The following is a 20,776-nucleotide window of genomic DNA, read 5'->3' as shown; positions in this document are numbered from 1 at the left end:
GCAGATCAGTAGACGTCGCGGACGTACCGCTTGTCGGCGGCCATCTGCTCGACGTACGCCGCGGCGGCGTCGCGGTCGAGCCGTCCGTGTGCCTGCACCACCTCGCGCAGGGCCGCGTCGACGTCCTTCGCCATACGTCCGGCGTCGCCGCACACATAGAAGTGGGCACCGTTCTGCAGCCACTTCCACACCTGCGCACCATGCTCGCGCATCCGGTCCTGCACGTAGATCTTCTGCCGCTGGTCGCGGGAGAAGGACAGTCCCAGCTCGGTGAGGAAACCGTCGGCGTGCATCGACTCGATCTCGTCGCGGTAGAGATAGTCGGTCTCGGATCGCTGGTCGCCGAAGAACAACCAGTTGCGGCCCGTGTGCCCGGCCTCGCGACGGTCGTGGAGGAAACCGCGGAACGGTGCGATGCCCGTACCGGGACCGACCATGATCATGTCGGTCTCGGGTGCCGGTGGCCGGAAGTGCTCGTTGCGCTGCACGAAGATCGGGATGTCCACACCCTTGCTGTGATCCGCGAGGAACGACGAGCACACGCCCGCCCGGGATCGACCCTCGAATTCGTAGCGCACCACCGACACCGTCAGTTGTACCTCGCGCGGGTTCGTCTTCGGGCTCGACGAGATCGAGTACAGGCGCGGACGCAGACGGCCGAGGAGGTCCTTCCATTCGTCCCAGGGCGCCTTGAACGGGTACTCGGCGATGACGTCCATCGCCTGCCTCCCGTACAGCCACTGCTGCAGCTCGATCTTGTTGCCCGGTCGCAGGAGTTTCGCGAGTTCGGCACTGCCGCTCTGCTTCTGCACGAACCGGAGCAGTTCCGGTGTCACCCGGGTGATGTCGAGGTGACGGGTCGCGGCCTCGCGCAGCGGCACGGTAGGACGGTCGCCGAGTTCGACGGCGGTCTCCGGGTCGAGGGCGGTGACCTGCAGCCATTCGTCGACGGCCTCCGGGCCGTTCGTCGGCATCACCCCGAGTGCGTCGCCGGCCTCGTATTCGAATGCTGGATCGAAGATCTCGAATCCGAACTGACGTACGTCCTTCGCCGAACCCGCACCGCTCAGTGCGATGTTGCGGGTGATCCGGGTGACGAGCGGCGAGTTGCGGGTATAGGCAGGGGCTGCGGGAGCAGCCGATGCGACCGGGGTCGTCGAGCCTCCCAGCAGCGGTACGAGGGCGTCGAGCCAGTTCTGCGCGCGCTCGTCCTCTCCGGGTTCGCAGTCGACGCGCTCGGCCAGGCGGGTCGCACCGAGAGTGCTCAGACGGTCATCGACACGGCGCCCGAAGCCGCAGAAATCGTCGTAGCTCGAATCTCCGAAAGCCATTACTGCGTAACGCGTTCCGCTCAGTTCGGGCGCGGTGTCCGCCGCGAGCGACCGCCAGAACGACCCGCCGTTGTCGGGTGGGTCGCCGTCGCCGAAGGTGCTCGTGACGACCACGAGGTCGTCGATGTCGGCCAGCGCGGCGACGTCGAGTTCGTTCAGCCCCCTCAGCCGCACGGCCCGACCGGCATCGCGGAGCCGTTGTGCGCAACTCGCCGCGAAGGATTCGGCGTTGCCCGTCTGCGACGCCCAGGCCACCACGACGACCGGCCCGTCCGGCACCGCCTCGGTGGACGTCGCGTCGGGAACCGGGGCCGAGTGCGCGTACATCCCGGCGAGCAGTCCGTCGACCCATACCCGCTTGTCGGCCGGGAACGGCGCGGTCGGCGGAAGGGTCGGCGCGGCAGTGATCTCCGCCGTCCTGAGTCCGGCGAGAAGACCTGCGAGATAACCTCGTTCGGCGTCGTCGAAGGTGGGTGCGGGAATCGTCCCGAGTCCCAGCGCAGACTCGAGACGGTCGAGCACCGAACCGCTCTCGAGCACCGGTTCGACCGCACCCGCGACCTTCTCCACCGACACGGCGCAGACCTTGAATTCGGGCTGCAGAGATGCCGGGTCGACGGCGTCGTTCGTCACGGCGTTGATGGCGAGATCGTCGCCGAAGAGGTCGTTCCAGTGGAAGGGCGCGAAGCAGTTCCCGGGCAGCACCCGGTCGGTGACGACGGCCGGCAGCACGGCCCGGCCGCGCCGCGATGCGATCTCGACCCGGTCGCCATCGACGATCGACAGTCGCTGTGCATCATCGGGATTGATCTCGACGAACGGTCCGGGATTCAGTTTGGTGAGTTTCTCGACCTTCCCGGTCTTGGTGAGGGTGTGCCACTGGTGCGGGACGCGTCCGGTGTTCAGGACGAAGGGGTGGTCGTCGTCCGGCATTTCCGCGGCGGGCATGTGCGGGCGAGGGAAGAAACGAGCGCGGCCGTCTGGGGTCGCGAACGCCAGTCGCGGACGGGAACCGTCCTCGCGCACCACCGGGGTCCGGCTCGTCCCGTCGTTGAGATAGCGGACGGGGTGCCGTGTCGCGGCCGACTCCGGCGGGCACGGCCACTGCACGGGCCCTTCCCGCAGTCGGTCGTAGGTCATGCCGCGCAGGTCGTAGCCGGTCTGCGGATTCGCGAATCCGGTGATCTCCTCGAAGATTTCCTCGGCACTCGAATAGTCGAAGGCGTCGCCGAAACCCATCTCCTGCGCGACCCGCGCGATGATCTCCCAGTCGGGCAGCGACTCACCGACGGGTTCGACGGCCTGCTGTAGAAGATTGACGGTGCGGTCGGATCCGACGGTGACATACTCGGATTCGGCCCACAGAGCCGCAGGTAGGAGAACGTCTGCGTACGAAGCGGTTTCGGTCTCGCGATAGACGTCCTGCACGATCACCAGCTCGGCCTTCCCGAGTGCCTCGAGAACGGTGCTCCGATTCGCGATCGACGCCACGGGATTGGTGCAGATGATCCAGCACGCCTTGATCTCTCCGGCGGCCATGCGCTCGAACATGTCGACGGTGCCGGCGCCGCCCTCGGTGCGCAGCGTGCCGCGCGGCAGCGACCAGCGATCTTCGACGAACGCGCGGTCGTCGTCGGAGAGGACACTGCGCTGACCGGGCAGACCCGGTCCCATGTATCCCATCTCGCGGCCGCCCATCGCGTTGGGCTGGCCGGTGAGGGAGAACGGCCCGCTGCCGGTGCGGGAGATCGCCCCGGTCGCGAGGTGCAGATTGCAGATCGCGTTGGTGTTCCACGTGCCGTGGGTGCTCTGGTTCAGACCCATCGTCCAGCAACTCATCCACTCCCCGGCCTCGCCGATCCACTGCGCCGCGGTGCGGATGTCGGCCTCGGCCAGGCCGGTGACTTCGGCGACGACGTGCGGTGGGTAGTCGGCGAGGAAGGACTCCATCGTGTCCCAGCCGTCGGTGTGCTTCTCGACGAAGTCGCGGTCGACGTGTCCGTTCTCGACGATCAGGTGCAGCAGACCGTTGAGAAGCGCCAGGTCGGTGCCCGGCGCGATCTGCAGGAACAGGTCGGCCTTGTCGGCGGTCGCGCTGCGCCGCGGATCGACGACGATCAGTCGCGCTCCCGCCTTGACCCGATCCATCATGCGCAGGAACAGAATGGGATGGCAGTCGGCCATGTTGGAACCCGACACGAAGAAGACGTCGGCGCGGTCGAAGTCCTCGTACGAGCCGGGCGGGCCGTCGGATCCGAGCGACTGCTTGTACCCGGTCGCGGCGCCGGCCATGCACAGTCTCGAGTTCGATTCCATGTGCGAGGTGCGCAGGTATCCCTTCGCGAGCTTCGTCGCGAGATACTGGGCCTCGAGCGACATCTGTCCCGAGACGTAGAGAGCCACCGCGTCGGAGCCGTGGGCCGAGACGATATCGTTCAGGCGCCGCGCGGTCTCGGCGATCGCATCGTCGAAGGGGAGCGGGGCGACCTCGGCCGCCCGCTCGGAACGCATCCACGCCGTATCGAGCCGGCCCCCGGCCGCGAGCATCTCCGCGCTGGTCGCGCCCTTCGTGCACAACCGACCCCTGTTGGTCGGGTGATCCTTGTCTCCGTATGCCCTCACCACGCGTCGGTCACCCGTCTCCGGGTCGACGGCGACGTCGAGGAGCATCCCGCATCCCACACCGCAGTAGGAGCAGGTGGATTTCACCGTGGTGATCTCGTCCTGCATCCCGCAACTCCTCGACACCGTCTCGACTACGCCGGTGTCCATGCTGGAGAAGCGGTGTTGCGGTGGCGTCACCCGCGGTGAGCACGCGGTGACATCTGGCTCACGCCGCCGTCACGACGATGTGAGATCAGACGTTCGGAGTCAGGCCTCCTGCTGCTGTGCCCACCACTCGAGCAGCGCGGCCTCGGCCTCGTCGCGCTCGAGCGGGCCGCGGTCGAGCCGCAGTTCCTTGAGGAAGTTCCACGCCTTGCCGACCGTCGGACCTGCGGAGATACCCAGCAGTTCCATGATCGCGTTGCCGTCGAGGTCGGGCCGGACCTTGGCGAGATCCTCCTCGGCGGCGATGCGCTCGATCCGTTCCTCGAGACCGTCGTAGGTGGCCTGCAGCGCGGCGGCCCGACGCTTGTTGCGGGTCGTGCAATCGGCGCGCACCAGCTTGTGGAGCTTCGGCAGCAGCGGCCCGGCGTCGTGCACGTAACGGCGCACGGCCGAATCCGTCCACTGTCCCCTGCCGTAGCCGTGGAAGCGCAGGTGCAGGAAGACCAGACGGCTGACGTCCTCGATCATCTGCTTCGAGTACTTGAGGGCGCGCATGCGCTTGCGCACGAGCTTCGCTCCGACCACCTCGTGGTGGTGGAAGCTGACGCCGCCCTGCGGCTCGTTGCGTTTGGTGCCGGGCTTGCCGATGTCGTGCAGCAGCGCGGCCCACCGCAGGACGAGATCGGGATCGCCGTCCTCGAGGTCGATGGCCTGCTTCAGGACGGTCAGCGAGTGCCAGTACACGTCCTTGTGCTGGTGGTGCTCGTCGATCTCGAGCTTCATCGCGGGGATCTCGGGGATCACCCGCTGCGCCAGACCGGTCTCGACCATCGTGTCGATGCCCTCGATCGGATAGTCGCCGAGGATCAGCTTGTCGAGCTCGGCCTGCACCCGCTCGGCGCTGATCCGCAGGATCTCGTCGGCCATCGAGACGATCGCGGTGTGCACGCGCTCGGTGAGGGCGAAGCCGAGCTGGGAGACGAACCGCGCCGCGCGCAGCATGCGCAGCGGATCGTCGTGGAAGGAGTCCTCGGGCTTCGCCGGGGTGTCGAGCACGCCGGCGAGCAGGGAGTCCATGCCGCCGAGCGGGTCGACGAACTCACCCGCACCGTCCGGTCCGATCCGCACGGCCATCGCATTGACGGTGAAGTCGCGGCGCACGAGATCGTCCTCGAGACTCGTGCCGTACTTCACGATGGGGTGACGCGTGACACGGTCGTAGGCGTCGCTGCGGAAGGTGGTGATCTCGAGTTGCTCGAGTCCCTTCACCGCACTGATGGTCCCGAAGTCGATACCCGTGTCCCACTGGTGGTCGACGAATCCGCGCAGCAGCTCCTGCACGACCTCCGGACGCGCATCGGTGGTGAAGTCGAGGTCGGTGCCGAGGCGACCGAGCACCGCGTCGCGCACGCTGCCCCCCACGAGATACAGCTCGTGTCCGGCTTCGGCGAATCGCGCCCCCAGCGGGGCGAGGATGTCGGACAGATCGCGCAGAGTGGCCTCGGCTCCGGCGAGCAGCCGGGTACGACGGTCGGTGTCTGCGGTGGGGGAGTTCACGTCTTTGCACCTTACCGAGCAGCGCGTTCGTGTGGTTGAGCCGGGACCGACGTCGGTCCATCTACTATCTATGAGGTGTCGCCCGCCGAACGTGCCAACCGTAACCGCCGCAGCTCGCGGCGGCGTGGCGCGGGCGCAAAGAAGACCGCACACGGTGCTTCGCCCGGATCGTCCGCTTCGCCCGGACCTCGCATGCGGACCGTCCGCGAGACTTCCGCGGGAGGTCTGGTGGTCGACGGACTCGGTGGTCCGCCCGAGAAACTCTGCGCAGCCCTGATCGGCCGCACCGACCGGCGGGGACGCCTGCTGTGGTCGTTGCCGAAGGGCCACATCGAGCAGGGTGAGACCGCCGAGGAAACCGCGATGCGCGAGGTCCGCGAGGAGACCGGCGTGCGCAGTTCGGTGCTCGCCGAGCTGGGCAGCATCGACTACTGGTTCGTCACCGAGGGCCGCCGGGTCCACAAGACCGTGCACCACTATCTGCTGCGTTATCTCGGCGGAGAACTCTCCGACGCGGACGTCGAGGTCACCGAGGTGGCGTGGGTGCCGCTGCGCGAACTGCGGACCCGCCTGGCGTACGCCGACGAACGCAAGCTCGCCGACATCGCCGATCAGCTCATCGCCGAGATGGACCACACACGACTCCCCGATGCCGACGAACCGGGGGCCCCACGCGGATGACGGTGGTGGTGTCCCGGGCGGGCGCCGCGGTGCTCGCCGTGCTCGTACTCGTCCTCACAACGGCAGGCGTGACGCCTCTTCTGCCGACGACTCTTCTCCCGACGGCCACGGCGAACCCGGCCGCAGCCCAGACCGACCCCGACGAGCCGCGCTTCCTCGAGTTGAGCATCGACGAGGTGACGCCGCAGACGGTGACTATCACGAGCGAGTCCGTCGTCACGGTCCGCGGCACAGTGGCGAACATCGGCGACCGGGACGTCGAGGACGTCTGGGTGCGGCTGCAGCGCGCACCGGTGGTCTCCGACTCCGCAGCGCTGCGCACCTCGCTGTCCCTCGACCAGGCCGGATTCGACACGGTCGGTGAGTTCGAGGAGGTCGCCGACCGGCTGGGACAGGGCGAACGTGCCGACTTCGAACTCGAACTGCCGCTGCGCTCCGATCTCGTGCCGTCGCTCGACATCGACACTCCCGGCGTCTACCCGCTGCTGGTGAACGTCAACGGGGTCCCCGAATACGGCGGGGCGGCCCGGCTCGACGACGCACGCTTCCTGCTGCCCGTGCTCGCGGTTCCCGCGAGCGACGAGGTCACCGAGGAGACCGAAACCGGGAACGGCGGGTCGCGGGGCACGACCCGCTCGTCCGACGACGGCCGGCTCGACCGCGAGGAGAAGGCGTTCCCCGCCGTACCGCCCGACGTGTCCCGCCCCGCCGCGGTCACGATGCTGTGGCCACTGGCCGATCGGCCGAGGCTCGCCGCCGGCGTGGCCGGTTCCGGCACCGAGCCGGTACGCCTGGTCGACGACGACCTCGCGGCCTCGCTCACCGAGGGCGGGAGGCTCGACGGTCTGCTGCGCGCCGTCGAGGACACCGCCCGCACCGAACCCCGCGTCCTCGAGGGACTGTGCCTGGCCGTGGACCCGGACCTGCTCGTGACCGTCGCGAACATGACGCGCGATTATCTCGTCGTCGAGGATCCGAACGAACCGACCGGCGATGCGCGTCCGGGCTCGGGCACGGATGCCGCGGTCGCCTGGCTCGAGCGGTTGCGTGCCCTCGCGGCGACGACCTGCACGTTGGCCGTGCCGTTCGCGCAGGTCGACCTGACCGCGCTCGGTGACCTCGCCGACTCGTCCCTGACCGACTCCGCGCTCGAATCACCGGCGACGATCGTCGACTCCATCCTCGGCGTCACCTCCACCCCGGGCGTGATGTGGCCCGACTCCGGCGTACTCACCGAGAAGACCGGATCGATGCTCGCCGCCGACGGCCCGGTGACCGCTCTGGTGTCCGACAACGCCCTCGAGGGCGGACGCGCCCTGCTCGCGGGCACGTCGTCGACGCCGTCCACCGCGCCGGGCGGCAACGGCTTCCGGATCTCCGGTGTCTCCGGCCTCACCGCCGCCCTGTTCGACTCGTCCGCGTCCGCGGCACTGGCCGGGATGGGCACCGACCCGCAGACGCCGTCCTTCGTCCCCTCCTCGGCGCGCTACGACCTCTCCCGCGATTCCTCGACGGCCCGCCTGCAGGACGCCCTCGGCGCGCTGGCCTGGCCGGCCATGGTGCCGACGGTCAGCGAGGTCACCGGGGCGGCACTGCCGGTCGCAGGCCGATCGGTGCTGTTCGCGCCGCCGCAGAACTGGTCGGCATCGCCCGACGACGCCGCCTCCGTGCTGTCGATGCTCTCCACGCTCGTCCGCTCGGGCCTGACCACGCCGCGACCGCTCGCCGCGCTCGTCGACGCGGCCGCGAACACCGCGAACGACCCGACGGCCTCGATGCTGGTCTATCCCGAGCAGGCGATCACCGACGGCGCCTCCGCGACGGTCGTGTCCGAGGCCGAGGAACAGATCGGCCGCCTCGACGCGATCCAGACGGCGCTGGTCGAGGACCCGCAGGCCCAGCTCACCCCGCAGCAGTTCACCGCCCCGCTGCGCGAGGACCTGCTGCGCGCGATGAGCCTGGCCGGTCGTCGCGGTGCCGACGCCGACGGTGCCTACGCGACCGGCGAGCACCGCGCCTCCGAGGTGCGGGAGGCCGTCGACGACATCTACGACGCCGTGACGGTCATCTCGACCGGCGGTGTGTACACCCTGACGTCCGAACAGAGTCCGCTGCTGCTCACCGCGCGCAACGACCTGCCCGTGGGCATCACCGTGCGGCTGCAGGTGGACGCGCCCGACACGGTGGACATCACCGATATCGGGCCGACCCAGCTCCCGCCGCGTGGCAGCCGCACCCTCACGGTGCCGGCTCAGATCAGCGACTCGCGGAACCTCCGGTTGGAGTTCGCACTCACCACCGACTCCGGCCTGCCTCTCGGCAGCTCGACGACGGTGACGGTACGTTCCAATGCGTACGGCCAGATCCTCGCCGTCGTCACGGGATGTGCGGGAGCCCTCCTGCTGTTCCTGGCGGGCAGGCGACTTCTGCACCGGTTCCGGGGAGAGCCGGATCCAGCCGACGAAGGGTATGAGAAATGACCGGGAACTCCACACGGGACGACGTGGAGACACACCCGAACCCGGGACCGTCGGACTCTCCCACCACCTCACCGGACGTCACGGGTGCCGGTGCGGGTCGCCGCAGGCCGCAGAGCCTGCTCGCGGCGACCGGCTCCATCGCCGTGGCGACCCTGGTCAGCCGCATCACCGGCTTCCTCAAGCAGCTGCTCATCCTGACCCTGCTCGGTGCGAGCGTCGCGTCGTCCTTCACCGTGGCGCACCAGATCCCCAACATGATCTCCGAGCTGGTGCTCGGCGCCGTCCTGACCTCGATCGTCGTGCCGGTGCTGGTGCGGGCCGAGCGGGAGGACCCCGACGGCGGTGAGGCCTTCGTCCGGCGACTGTTCACCACGGCGCTGGTGCTGCTCGGCACGGCGACCGTTCTCGCGGTGGCCGCAGCCCCGGTCCTGACCACCCACGTCTTCCTCGACGAGTCCGGCAAGGTCTCGACGTCGCTGACCACAGCGCTGTCGTACCTGCTCCTGCCCGCGATCATGTTCTACGGGTTGTCGGGCCTGTTCACGGGCATCCTCAACACCCGGCAGGTGTTCAAGCCGGGCGCCTGGGCCCCGGTGTGCAACAACCTCGTGGTGCTCACCGTGCTGGTGATCTACTACCTGATGCCGGGCGAGATCACGCTCGATCCGGTGCGGATGAGCGATCCGAAACTGCTCGTCCTCGGCATCGGCGTGCTGCTCGGCGTCATCACGCAGGCGATGTGCCTGGTACCCGCGCTGCGCCGCGAAGGCATCAATCTCAGGCCGTTGTGGGGTCTCGACGACCGGCTCCGGCAGTTCGGTGGCATGGCCGCCGCGATCGTGCTGTACGTGCTGATCAGCCAGGCCGGAATGGTCTTCGCCACGCGTGTGTCGTCAGGCGCCGACGAGGCAGGTCCCGCGATCTACAACAACGCGTGGCTGCTGCTGCAGCTGCCCTACGGCGTCCTCGGGGTCACCGTGCTCACCGCGATCATGCCGCGCCTGAGTCGCAACGCCGCCGCGGACGACACCCCGGCCGTCGTCGACGACCTGTCCGTCGCGACCCGCCTCACCATGATCTCGCTCATCCCGATCGTCACCTTCCTGACGATCGCGGGTTCGCAGGTCGGCGCCGCGCTGTACGGCTACGGCAACTTCGGCGGCAGCAACGCCGAACGCCTCGGCCAGGCGGTGAGCTGGTCGGCGTTCACGCTCATCCCGTACGCGCTGGTGCTCATCCACCTGCGCGTGTTCTATGCCAGGGAACAGGCCTGGACCCCCACCTGGATCATCCTCGGCATCACCGCCGTCAAGATCGGCCTGTCCGCGCTGGCGCCCGTCGTCGCGGCGAACGACGAGCAGGTGGTGCTGCTCCTCGGCGCGGCCACGGGCGTCGCGTTCACCGTCGGAGCGTTCATCGGCGGCTATCTGCTGCACCGCACACTCGGCGACCTGCAGATGGCGAACGTCGGACGCACCGTCTGGCACGTCGTGCTCGCGTCGCTCGCCGCGGCGATTGTCGTGCTCGTCACCGACCGTCTCCTGCAACTCGACGTCCTTGCCGACCGCTTCGGGGGCATCGGCTCGCTCGTGCGGGTCGGGCTCAACGGTGTGCTCATGGTGCTCGTCGCGCTGGTCGGGATGTACCTGCTCAAGGTGCCCGAGATCCTCGCGATCGAAGCGGCCGTGCGACGGAAGGTCGCGGCACTGCGCGGCACCGCCCCGGTCGAGGAGGCCCCCTCCGAACCCGAGACCGGAACCACCTCCGACGAGGCACCGGCTCCCGCCCCCGTCCCGCGTCCGCGCTACGCCGAATCGGATGCCGAGAAGACCGTCATCCTGCCGCGTATCGACTACGGCGAGTACGGCGTCGGACCTTATGACGCCATCACAGAGGTCATGCCCGCCATCAGGGACGTGCCCGGTCGCAGCAATGCGCACGGACAACTCCCGTACCCTGATCAGCAGCAGGTACGGTCCGGGAGCCGTCGACCACGGTTCTTCGCGGCCCCCAGCGGCGACCCGCGTCTGCACACCGGAAGTGGACGAGTCGACAACGAAGGAGTGAGGGTGAGCGACGACCACGCTGCCGGCAAGTCCACCATCGATGCCGCCGCACGGCAGAAGTCTGCCGACAAGGACGGCAAGCGCCCGCCGCGCGATCCGAACCTCGACACGGGTGTCATCCCCGTCGGATCCCCGCAGCTCCCGCCGGTGCGTGTCGCGGGCCCGGCCTCCCAGCCGCGCCGTCCGATGCGCGGCCCCGATCTCATCGCCGGTGCCTCGGTCGCCGGTGGTCGCTACCGTCTGCTCGCCCCGCACGGAGGCGCGCGCGGTCTGCGTTTCTGGCAGGCACTCGACGTCAAGCTCGATCGCGAGGTCGCGCTGACCTTCGTCGACGCGGAACAGCGCGCGGCCGACGGCACCGGCCCCGACTCGCCGCAGGCCGTGCTCTCGCGCACCCTGCGCCTCGGTCGTATCAATTCGCCCGGACTCGCCCGCGTCCTCGACGTGGTGCGCGGCAGCTCGGGCGGCATCGTCATCTCGGAGTGGACTCCCGGCCGGTCGCTGAAGGAGATGTCCACCACCGAGCCGTCGCCGATCGGTGCGGCACGCGCGATCCGCGCGCTCGCGGCCGCCGCCGAGGCGTCGCACCGTGCGGGCAGCGCGCTGTCGATCGACCACCCGGATCGCATCCGCATCAGCGTGGCGGGTGACGCCGTGCTGGCCTTCCCCGCGACCTTCTCCGATTCCGACGCGATGTCCGACGTGCGCGGTCTCGGCGCGAGCCTGTACGGACTCATCACCGGACGGTGGCCGCTCGATGAGCCATCGGCTCCGGGCGGCGTTCCCGTCCCGCACCACAGCGGTGCCACCGTCGGCGGAATGCCGGAGCCCGACCGCAAGGACGGTGTGCCGGTGGAGCCGCGCGTCCTGCGTCCCGATGTGCCGTTCGAGATCTCGGCGGTCGCGGTGCGTGCCCTGTCCGAGGACGGCGGTATCCGGACCGCCGCGACCGTGCAGCACATCCTCGACCAGGCGTCGGTCGTCGATCAGAAGACCGAGATGATCCCGGCACTGCGGATCGGGCAGCGCGCTGCCGCCGCGGAGACGCATGCACTCGCGGATCCCGAAGCGCTGGAACAGAAGAAGAAACATTCGCAGCGGATGCTCATCGCCCTGGCCGCGCTCGGTGCCACGACGGTGCTGTTGCTCGCGCTCATCGGATGGTGGATCGCGAACCTGCTCGCCGGCGATGCCAACGATGCTCCGCTGACGAGTCAGGAGTTCGGTCTGACTCCCACTGCCGAGGCACCCGCCGAGGAGGGGGCGGGCGACGAGCAGGTCGAGGCCGCGCCGCCGCGACCGGCGGCGAGCGCTCCGGTCTCCGCGACCTCCGTGTCGGTGTTCTCGCCTCAGGGCACACCCGATTCGCCCGCCACCGCGTCGCAGGCGATCGACGGTGATCCGTCCACCTCGTGGAGCACCGATGCCTACTTCGATCCGTTCCCGTCGCTGAAGAACGGTGTCGGACTTCTGTTCACGCTCGCCGACGCGTCGGAACTGTCCGCGGTGAAGGTCACCACCGACACGCCGGGCACGGTCGTCGAGGTGCGCAGCGCACCGTCCGAGTCGACGTCGCTCGATCAGACGCAGGTGATCGGTTCGGGCACACTGGCTTCCGGTGAGACCACGATCCCGGTCGAGGCGGACGGCCAGACTTCGCACGTGCTGGTGTGGATCACCGATCTGAGCTCGAGCGGCGGAAGCAACAAGAGTTCCCTCTCCGAAGTGGAATTCGAAGCCGCACGCTGACCGCGGACAGCCGGGCGGAATCGTCCGGATCGGCTACCATCCGCGCGTGCGAATTTTCGGGGGGATCGCAAAAATCGCCGTGCCCGACGGGGGTGTCGACGACGGCGGAAGCGTGTCGGACGGGGTGGCGTCCGATGGAGCAGTGTCGGATGCCGAGCTGCTCGCAGCACACATCGCAGGCGATCGGCATGCCTTCTCCGCCTTGCTGGCACGACATCACGACCATCTGTGGCAGGTCGCGCGGCGGACGAGTTACTCGAACGAGGACGCGGCCGACGCGCTGCAGGAGGCACTGCTCTCGGCGCACCGGAGGGCTTCGGGTTTCCGGGAGGACGCCGCGGTCCGCAGCTGGTTGCATTCGATCGTCGTCAACGCGTGCCTCGATCGCATCCGCCGCAATCGTGTCCGCGTGACCGTCCCACTGTTCGAGGACGATTCGCACGACCTGCGTACCCCGCGCGATCCCATCCACGACACCGAGATCGCACTCGACATCGAATCCGCCCTGTTCGCACTGCCACCCGACCAGCGGGCAGCCGTCGTCGCGGTGGATGTGGAAGGTTTCTCCGTCCGGGAGGCGGCGCAACGTCTCGGTGTTCCGGAGGGAACGGTCAAGAGCCGCTGTGCCCGCGCGCGGAGCCGGCTCGCAGTTCTTCTCGACGACCTTCGCTCCGAGGGGAACCGATCGTGATCCTCCTCCGTCTTACTCTGGTGAGGGATGCCGAACCGCGGAGGAGAGTCGCGCATGAACGAGGACGAGATGCGTCCGTCGAACTCCGCCGAGATGCGCCCGCCGTACTCCGCGGAGTTGCTCGCCGATCTGCATGCCGGGGTGCTCGACGAGGAGCTCGCCGCCCGGTTGTGGCCGCGCGTGCGCCGCGATCCCGGGGCCGTCGTGTATCTGGCGCGGCTCGACGCGACGCAGGCGCGGTTGTCGGCCCTGCGCGGCGCTCCACCGAAGGAATCGATTCCGCCCGAGATCGCCGCGCGTATCGGTGCCGCGCTCGCGGAGGATCGATCCGACGACCGGTCCGATGTCCGGTCCACACCGTCCCGCATCGCACGGCGTCGCCGGTGGGCGGTGGCCGGTGCCGCGGTCGCGGCTGCAGTGGCGGTGTTGCTCGTGGTGGTCGTGCGCGAAACGGCTTTCGGTAGCGACGACCCGACCGGTGTTCCCGTCGCGGCAGCGGAAGACGAGGCCCTGTTCGAACCCTCCACCCTGCGGGCGATGATCGGCGACACCGATCCCGGTCTCCTCGGTGGAGCCGATCGTCTCCGAGAATGCTTGGACGCGAACGGTTTCGAAGGCCGGTCACCGATCGGTTCACGCGCGGTGCGGTACGCCGGCGACGATGCCGTCCTCGTCCTGTTGAGCGGACCGGACGCACCGGCGCTTACCGCTCTGGTGGTCGGAACCGACTGCGACGCAGATGATCCCGCGATATTGGTCCGCAAGACGATCGGCTGACCTTTCGGCGCTCGGGTCCGGCGCTACGCCACGGTCGACAACAGTTCCAGGATCCGCGCGCGCAGCGCGGGTGTGTCGTCCTCCGCGGCGATGAGGCCGGCGAACAACGCCGACCCCGCTGCCATCACGAGCACGGCCTTGGCGTCGATCTCGACGTCCGAGCCGTCGCCGTCGGCGAACAGGGCGGTGCTGGGGCCGCTGAACGTGCGCCAGAGCGTGTTGCGGAGGTCGTCGTGGTCCCGCAGTGCCGCGAGAAGCCCCGGGAGCGCAGCGCGGACCTCCGGCCGGGAGAACAATTCGATGCTCCCGGTGACCACCCATTCGATCCAGCCCTTGCGATCGATGCCGTCGTAGGGCGTCAGATCGGGTGCGGAACCGAGCAGTGCGTCGAGCACCAGGTGGGCCTTGGTCGGCCACCGACGCGTGAGTGCGGCGCGGCCGACGCCGGCGCGGGCGGCGACCGCCCGCAGGCTCAGCCCGTCCCAGCCGTGGGAGCGGAGCATCTCGCGGGTGGCGGTGAGGACGTCGTTGTCTATTCGGGGGTCGCGGGGGCGCCCCGGAGCGGTGCTGGGCATGGGATCCGTGATGTCGGGACCGAGTGGGAATCGATCTGGCGCGGAGTGTGACGAGCGTTATAGTCGAAGCGCAATTACGATACCACTGGCATCGAAAGTAGGGGCATGTCTTCGCCGCGACCCACCGTGTTCGAACCGGCCCGACTCGGGCCGCTCACCCTCCGCAACCGCATCGTCAAGGCGGCAACCTTCGAAGGGGTCATGCCTCGAGGAGCCGTCAGCGACGAACTCGTCGAATTCCACGCCGAGGTCGCCCGCGGCGGCACCGCCCTCACGACCGTCGCCTACTGCTCGGTCTCCCACGACGGCCGCGTCCACCGCGACACCCTCGTGCTCGACGCCGACTCCGTCCCCGGCCTGACCCGGCTCACCGACGCCGTGCACGCCGCCGGGGGTCTGGCCTCCGCGCAGATCGGCCACGCCGGACTCGTCGCCAACCAGATCTCCAACAAGATGAAGACGCTCGCGCCGTCCACGCGCATCAGCGCCCCCGCCATGGGGCTCGTCCGCGGCGCGACACTCGAGCAGCTCGATCGGGTGGTCGAGGACTACGCACGCGCCGCGCGCTTCGCCGTCGAGGCCGGATTCGACGCCGTCGAGGTCCACCTCGGGCACAACTACCTGCTCAGCTCCTTCATGAGCCCGAATCTCAACAAGCGCTCCGACAAGTACGGCGGCAGCATCGAGGGCCGTACCGCCTTCCCGCGTCGCGTGCTCGAGGCCGTCCGCACGGCGGTGGGGGAGGGGGTGGCCGTCATCGCGAAGTTCAACATGACCGACGGCGTGCCCCAGGGTCTGTGGCTCGACGAGTCCCTGCCCATGGCCAAGCTCATCGAGTCCGACGGCACCATCCATGCCATGCAGCTCACCGGCGGGAGCTCGCTGTTGAACGGGATGTACTTCTTCCGCGGCGACGTCCCCATGAAGGAGTTCCAGGCGTCGCAGCCGAAGGTCGTCGGCTGGGGACTGAAGGTCTACGGGCCGAAGATCTTCCCGAAGCTCCCGTTCGAGGAGGCATTCTTCCTGCCCATGGCCCGGCAGTTCCGCGAGGAACTGAAGATCCCGCTGATCCTGCTCGGCGGCATCAACCGGCTCGACACTATCGAGACGGCGCTCGACGAAGGCTTCGAGTTCGTCGCCATGGGCCGCGCGCTGCTGCGTGATCCGTATCTCGTCCGCAAGTTCGAGGAGAAGACGGCACACGAAGGTCTGTGTATCCACTGCAACAAGTGCATGCCGACCATCTATACGGGCACGCGTTGCGTGATCCGCGAGACGCTGCGGGACGTGCCCGGCGCGGCCTGAGACCGTACCGGTTCGCATCGAGGGCGGGCCGGTCGGGCGACCGGCCGGTCCGTACAGGGCGTCTGTGGCGGGACGCACGGCGGAAGGGGAACAACACCGTTTACCCTGGTGTTGACAGTATCTGTAGGCTGCCGTCCGGTTCCGGCCGGATCGCCCGCAGTCCTCGCGCCCCCGTTCACCCAACCGGAAGGCTCCGCCGCATGACGACCTCGCCCACGATTCACGACCTCATCATCGTCGGTTCGGGACCGGCCGGATACACCGCCGCCATCTACGCGGCCCGCGCCGAACTCACCCCGCTCGTCTTCGAGGGAACGCAGTTCGGTGGCGAGCTCATGACCACCACCGAGGTCGAGAACTTCCCGGGTTTCAAGGACGGGATCATGGGCCCGGAACTCATGGACCAGATGCGTGAGCAGGCACTGCGTTTCGGCGCCGATCTGCGCACCGAGGACGTCGACGAGATGGACCTCACGGGCCCGGTCAAGACGGTCGTCGCCAATGGCGAGACCTACCGCAGCCACGCCGTCATCCTCGCGATGGGCGCCGAGCCGCGTTACCTCGGTGTGCCCGGGGAGTCGCAGCTGCTCGGCCGCGGCGTTTCCGCCTGCGCGACCTGCGACGGCTTCTTCTTCCGCGACCAGGACATCGCCGTCGTCGGCGGTGGCGACTCCGCGATGGAGGAGGCGACCTTCCTGACGCGCTTCGCGCGCAGCGTCACCCTCATCCACCGCCGCGAGGAGTTCCGCGCCTCGAAGATCATGCTCGAGCGCGCCCGCGCCAACGAGAAGATCCGCTTCGTCACCAACGCGAAGGTCGCCGAGGTGCAGGGCGAGAACAGCGTCACCAACCTCGTCCTCGAGGACACCGTCACCGGCGAGCGCAGCGACCTGCCGGTCACCGGCTTGTTCGTCGCCGTCGGCCACGACCCGCGCAGCTCGCTCGTCAAGGGTCAGGTCGACCTCGACGACGAGGGCTACGTGAAGGTCTCGGCGCCCTCCACCGCGACCTCCGTGCCGGGTGTCTTCGCCGCGGGCGACCTCGTCGACCACACCTACCGCCAGGCGATCACCGCCGCCGGCACCGGATGCTCGGCGTCCATCGACGCGGAGCGGTGGCTCGTCGCGAACCGCGAGGTCGAGGCGCCGACGCTCGCCGAGGCCTGATCCACCACCCCGTTCCACATTCCACCCCGAGATTCAGGAGACATCCGTGGCCGACAAGAACACCGTCACCATCACCGACTCGTCGTTCGTCGAGGACGTACTGCAGTCCGAGAAGCCCGTCCTCGTCGACTTCTGGGCCACTTGGTGCGGTCCGTGCAAGATGGTCGCTCCGGTTCTCGAGGAGATCGCGGCCGAACACGGCGACAAGCTGACCGTCGCCAAGCTCGACATCGACGCCAATCCGTCGGCCGCACGCGACTACCAGGTCATGTCGATTCCCACGATGATCCTCTTCTCCGGTGGCAAGCCGACGAAGACGATCGTGGGGGCCAAGGGCAAGGCGGCGTTGCTTCGGGATCTCGCGGACGTCCTGTAGTACCGTCCCAGGATCAACCTCTCGGATGTGCCCGTGAGCCCGTCTTCACGGGCACATCCTTCATCCCACTCCCGTTCGATGCTGCCCAGCCCTCACGCCGGGCACCGATCCTGTCAGCACGGAAAGGCCCGATACATGCGCCCTCTTCGTCACGGCGACCACGGTCCGGCGGTCGCCGAGATCCGGAGCACCTTGGCCGGCCTGGGCTTCCTGCACAACGAGCCCGAGGAGTCGGGCGACTGGATGGGATCGGACGTCCGCTTCGATCGTGAACTCGACGGAGCCGTGCGCGCGTTCCAGCAGCAGCGCGGTCTGCTCGTCGACGGGACCGTAGGCCCCGCGACCTACCGTTCCTTGAAGGAAGCGTCGTACAAGCTCGGTGCGCGCACCCTGATGTATCAGCTCTCCGCTCCGCTTTACGGCGACGATGTCGCGGCCCTGCAGACCCGTCTGCAGGATCTCGGCTTCTACGTCGACCGCGTGGACGGCTACTTCGGGCCGAAGACCCACGAGGGTCTGTGCTCCTTTCAGCGCGAGATCGGACTCGCCTCCGACGGCATCTGCGGTGCCGAGACACTGCGCTCGCTCGAACTGCTCGGCACGCGCGTGTCGGGCGGGTCGCCCCACGCGATCTCCGAGGAGGAGATCGTGCGCCGCTCCGGTCCGCAGCTCAGCGGCAAGCGCATCGTCATCGACCCGGGTCTCGGCGGTAACACCCACGGCATCATCGTGCCGAGCCCTCACGGCCCGATCTCCGAGGCCGACATCCTGTGGGATCTCGCGCGTCGGCTCGAGGGCCGGATGGCGGCGACGGGCATGGAGACCTTCCTGTCGCGGCCGTACCACGTGAATCCGACCGACGTCGAACGCGCGGGCACGTCCAACGCGTTCGGTGCCGACCTCATGATCTCGCTGCGGTGCGACGCGAGCCACAGCCCCGCCGCGAACGGCATCGCGAGCTTCCACTACGGCAACTCGCACGGGTCCGAGTCGATGATCGGACAGGTGCTCTCCGGTTACATCCAGCGCGAGATCGTCGCCCGCACGAGCCTGCAGGACTGCCGCAGCCACGGCCGCACCTGGGATCTGCTGCGCCTGACGAACATGCCGACGGTGCAGATCGATCTCGGTTACCTCACCAACGAGCAGGACGCCGCGCTGCTCGCCGATCCGCGCAGCCGCGACATCATCGCCGAGGCGATCCTCATCGCGGTGAAGCGGCTGTACCTGCTCGGCCAGGACGACCAGCCGACCGGCACGTACACCTTCGCCGAGTTGCTTGCCGAAGAGTTGTCCATCTCCGACAGTCGCTAGCAGGCCCGTAGACGAGAAAAGGACCGCCTCGCAGAGTCCGCGGGGCGGTCCTTTTTCGTCGGTGTCGGGTGTACGTCAGTGGGCGCCGACGGCCGAACCTGCGGTCAGATCCGCGACGGTGAGAGAGGACTCCTCGAGGAGCCGATCGAGGGCGGCCTCCACGGCGAACTTCCACTCGTGGTCGCGGTCGAGCTCGAGACGCAGCCGCGGGTAGCGGTAGTGCGGGGCGACGACCTCGAAGCCCATGTCCTCGAGGAAGTCTGCGTCGATCATGCACTCCGTGTCGGAGCACCCGAGTGCGGCCGTCGCGTGCGGCACATCGCTCGCTTCTACGTCGGCGGTACGTCGGATCCCGAAGGCCTCGATGGCACGGACGTTACGACGGACGAGATCGGCGACGACACCGCGGATGAGGTCGGCTCCGACATCCTGCTCGTCCGCGTGCGGTTCGGTCCGCATGGATGTCAGCAGGATCGCGTCGGCGCTGACGGGCGCGGTAGGGAAGGCCTGCGCGCGGGGAACCATGCCCGGCGGAGCGTAGAGCGCGCACCCGGCGGCCTTGTCGCCGATCGTCGCGATCTGGCCGCACGACCCCCATTCGAGAAGGACCATGGACAGCCATGCTTCCTTCTCGAATTCGGGGTCGGCGAATTGCTGAACGTCGGGCGATGAGGTGGGATCCAGCTCCCAGAAAACGCACCGTCGCGCATGAGCAGGCAACTGCTCGATCCCACTCAACGTGAGCGGTGATACTCGGGTCGACACGGGATAGCTCGCCTCCACGTCTTTCGTCTACAGACTGTTGTCTTGCTCCGACGAGGAGTCAAGAAAGGTCGGTCTGAGACTCCATCATCTTCACGATGCGTTCGAGGTCGTCGACCGAACCGAACTCCACCACGATCTTGCCCTTGCGCTTGCCGAGGCTCACGGTCACGCGCGTGTCGAAGGAGTTCGACAGACGCTCCGCGACGTCCTGCAGCCCCGGCATCTGGATGGGCTTCCGACGCTTCTGCTGCGGAGCGTCGGGGGTGTCGTTGCGGTTGGCGAGCACGACGGCTTCTTCCGTCGCCCGCACGGACAGGCCCTCGGCGACGATGCGTGCGGCGAGTGCCTCCTGAGCGTCGGCACCGGCCTCGAGCGCCAACAAGGCACGCGCGTGCCCGGCCGACAGCACTCCGGCCGCCACGCGTCGTTGCACCGCGACCGGCAATTTGAGCAGCCGGATCATGTTCGTGATGACCGGCCGCGACCGTCCGAGCCGACTCGCGAGTTCCTCGTGGGTGACCTCGAACTCCTCGAGCAACTGCTGATAGGCCGCGGCCTCTTCGAGGGGGTTGAGCTGCACCCGGTGGATGTTCTCGAGCAGCGCGTCGCGCAACAGCGATTCGTCCTCGGTGTCGCGGACGATCGCGGGGATCGTGCCGAGGCCTGCCTCCTGGACGGCACGCCAGCGACGCTCACCCATCACGAGCTGGAATCGGTCGCCTTCGAGACGGCGGACCACGACCGGCTGCATGAGCCCGAACTCGCGGACGGAGTGGACGAGCTCGGCGAGCGCTTCCTCGTCGAAGACCTGCCGCGGCTGCTTCGGGTTGGGCTCGATCCGGTCGATCGGGATCTCGAGGTACACCGCTCCGGTGGGGGAGGGGAGGGGTTCGCTTTCGGATGCCGCTCCGGACGCCCGTGCCGCGTCGTCCTCGACAGCCTCCGCCGGCGACGCGGGCGCCGGCGTTCTGCCGTCGCCGATGATGAGATCGGCGGCTGCCATACCCAGACCCGATGACGGGAGGTTCAGGACCGACGAGCCGGGGCGACGCGACGCAGCCGACTTGGACTGTCCGCCCGAAGCAGGCTTCGACGGTTCACCCGCGGCCGGTGCGGACTTGGCCGGCGCAGGAACGGCCGGAGCAGCGGTATCGGTGGGAGCGGTGGCCGTGGG

The 20,776-nt window shown here is 68.6% G+C and carries 14 protein-coding genes; 9 read left to right on the top strand and 5 right to left on the bottom strand.

The window, feature by feature from the left end; genetic code table 11:
• Positions 1 to 5 precede the first annotated feature (5 nt).
• Both M3330_RS11835 and M3330_RS11830 read right to left on the bottom strand, forming a co-directional pair.
• Positions 6 to 4,061 (bottom strand): bifunctional nitrate reductase/sulfite reductase flavoprotein subunit alpha, encoded by a 4,056-nt coding sequence (locus M3330_RS11835; protein WP_255024853.1) that lies wholly within the window; start codon positions 4,059 to 4,061, stop codon positions 6 to 8.
• 141 nt (positions 4,062 to 4,202) lie between these two features.
• Complete coding sequence (locus M3330_RS11830; RefSeq protein ID WP_255024852.1) at positions 4,203 to 5,657, bottom strand: CCA tRNA nucleotidyltransferase; 1,455 nt, start codon at positions 5,655 to 5,657, stop codon at positions 4,203 to 4,205.
• A 75-nt stretch (positions 5,658 to 5,732) separates the two neighbouring features.
• On the opposite strand from M3330_RS11830, the gene M3330_RS11825 reads away from it, so the two are divergent.
• The 5 genes from M3330_RS11825 (at position 5,733) to M3330_RS11805 (ending at position 14,101) form a co-directional block, all read left to right on the top strand.
• Positions 5,733 to 6,338 carry an NUDIX hydrolase gene (locus M3330_RS11825; protein WP_033098068.1) on the top strand — a complete coding sequence of 202 codons (606 nt, stop codon included), beginning with the start codon at positions 5,733 to 5,735 and terminating at the stop codon, positions 6,336 to 6,338.
• A complete protein-coding gene (locus tag M3330_RS11820; RefSeq protein WP_255024849.1) occupies positions 6,335 to 8,818 on the top strand; it encodes a DUF6049 family protein in 2,484 nt (827 codons plus the stop codon). The genes M3330_RS11825 and M3330_RS11820 overlap by 4 nt, the downstream gene beginning before the upstream one ends.
• On the top strand, positions 8,815 to 12,633 hold the full coding sequence (gene murJ / locus M3330_RS11815) for a murein biosynthesis integral membrane protein MurJ (RefSeq protein ID WP_255024848.1): 3,819 nt from the start codon (positions 8,815 to 8,817) through the stop codon (positions 12,631 to 12,633). The genes M3330_RS11820 and murJ overlap by 4 nt, the downstream gene beginning before the upstream one ends.
• Positions 12,634 to 12,775: 142 nt before the next feature.
• The gene (sigM, locus tag M3330_RS11810; protein WP_033098127.1) at positions 12,776 to 13,324 is read left to right on the top strand and encodes an RNA polymerase sigma factor SigM; all 549 of its coding nucleotides are present in this window, start codon (positions 12,776 to 12,778) and stop codon (positions 13,322 to 13,324) included.
• Positions 13,325 to 13,378: 54 nt separating this feature from the next.
• Positions 13,379 to 14,101: a hypothetical protein gene (locus tag M3330_RS11805; RefSeq protein WP_019290481.1), complete on the top strand. Its 723-nt coding sequence runs from the start codon at positions 13,379 to 13,381 to the stop codon at positions 14,099 to 14,101.
• A 23-nt stretch (positions 14,102 to 14,124) separates the two neighbouring features.
• Here M3330_RS11805 and M3330_RS11800 read toward each other — a convergent pair whose 3' ends face one another.
• Entirely contained in the window at positions 14,125 to 14,676 is a 552-nt protein-coding gene (locus tag M3330_RS11800; RefSeq protein ID WP_006550897.1) for a TetR family transcriptional regulator, read from the bottom strand.
• Positions 14,677 to 14,781: 105 nt separating this feature from the next.
• On the opposite strand from M3330_RS11800, the gene M3330_RS11795 reads away from it, so the two are divergent.
• The 4 genes from M3330_RS11795 to M3330_RS11780 all read left to right on the top strand — a co-directional run bounded on the left by M3330_RS11795 (position 14,782) and on the right by M3330_RS11780 (position 18,837).
• Entirely contained in the window at positions 14,782 to 15,981 is a 1,200-nt protein-coding gene (locus tag M3330_RS11795; protein WP_006550898.1) for an NADH:flavin oxidoreductase, read from the top strand.
• A 200-nt stretch (positions 15,982 to 16,181) separates the two neighbouring features.
• On the top strand, positions 16,182 to 17,147 hold the full coding sequence (gene trxB, locus M3330_RS11790) for a thioredoxin-disulfide reductase (protein WP_006550899.1): 966 nt from the start codon (positions 16,182 to 16,184) through the stop codon (positions 17,145 to 17,147).
• 46 nt (positions 17,148 to 17,193) lie between these two features.
• A complete protein-coding gene (gene trxA, locus M3330_RS11785) occupies positions 17,194 to 17,523 on the top strand; it encodes a thioredoxin (protein ID WP_006550900.1) in 330 nt (109 codons plus the stop codon).
• Between the two features lie 135 nt (positions 17,524 to 17,658).
• Positions 17,659 to 18,837, top strand: coding sequence for an N-acetylmuramoyl-L-alanine amidase (locus tag M3330_RS11780; RefSeq protein WP_006550901.1), 1,179 nt, complete (start codon positions 17,659 to 17,661; stop codon positions 18,835 to 18,837).
• A gap of 75 nt (positions 18,838 to 18,912) precedes the next feature.
• Here the strand turns inward: M3330_RS11780 and M3330_RS11775 are convergent, their stop codons facing one another.
• A complete protein-coding gene (locus M3330_RS11775) occupies positions 18,913 to 19,602 on the bottom strand; it encodes a GNAT family N-acetyltransferase (RefSeq protein WP_255024842.1) in 690 nt (229 codons plus the stop codon).
• Positions 19,603 to 19,660: 58 nt separating this feature from the next.
• The gene (locus M3330_RS11770) at positions 19,661 to 20,605 is read right to left on the bottom strand and encodes a ParB/RepB/Spo0J family partition protein (protein ID WP_255028898.1); all 945 of its coding nucleotides are present in this window, start codon (positions 20,603 to 20,605) and stop codon (positions 19,661 to 19,663) included.
• Between the last annotated feature and the right edge of the window lie 171 nt (positions 20,606 to 20,776).

Source organism: Rhodococcus sp. GA1 (assembly GCF_024321955.1).
Lineage (GTDB): Bacteria > Actinomycetota > Actinomycetes > Mycobacteriales > Mycobacteriaceae > Rhodococcus > Rhodococcus pyridinivorans.
This window is presented reverse-complemented; position numbering and strand designations above follow the sequence as displayed.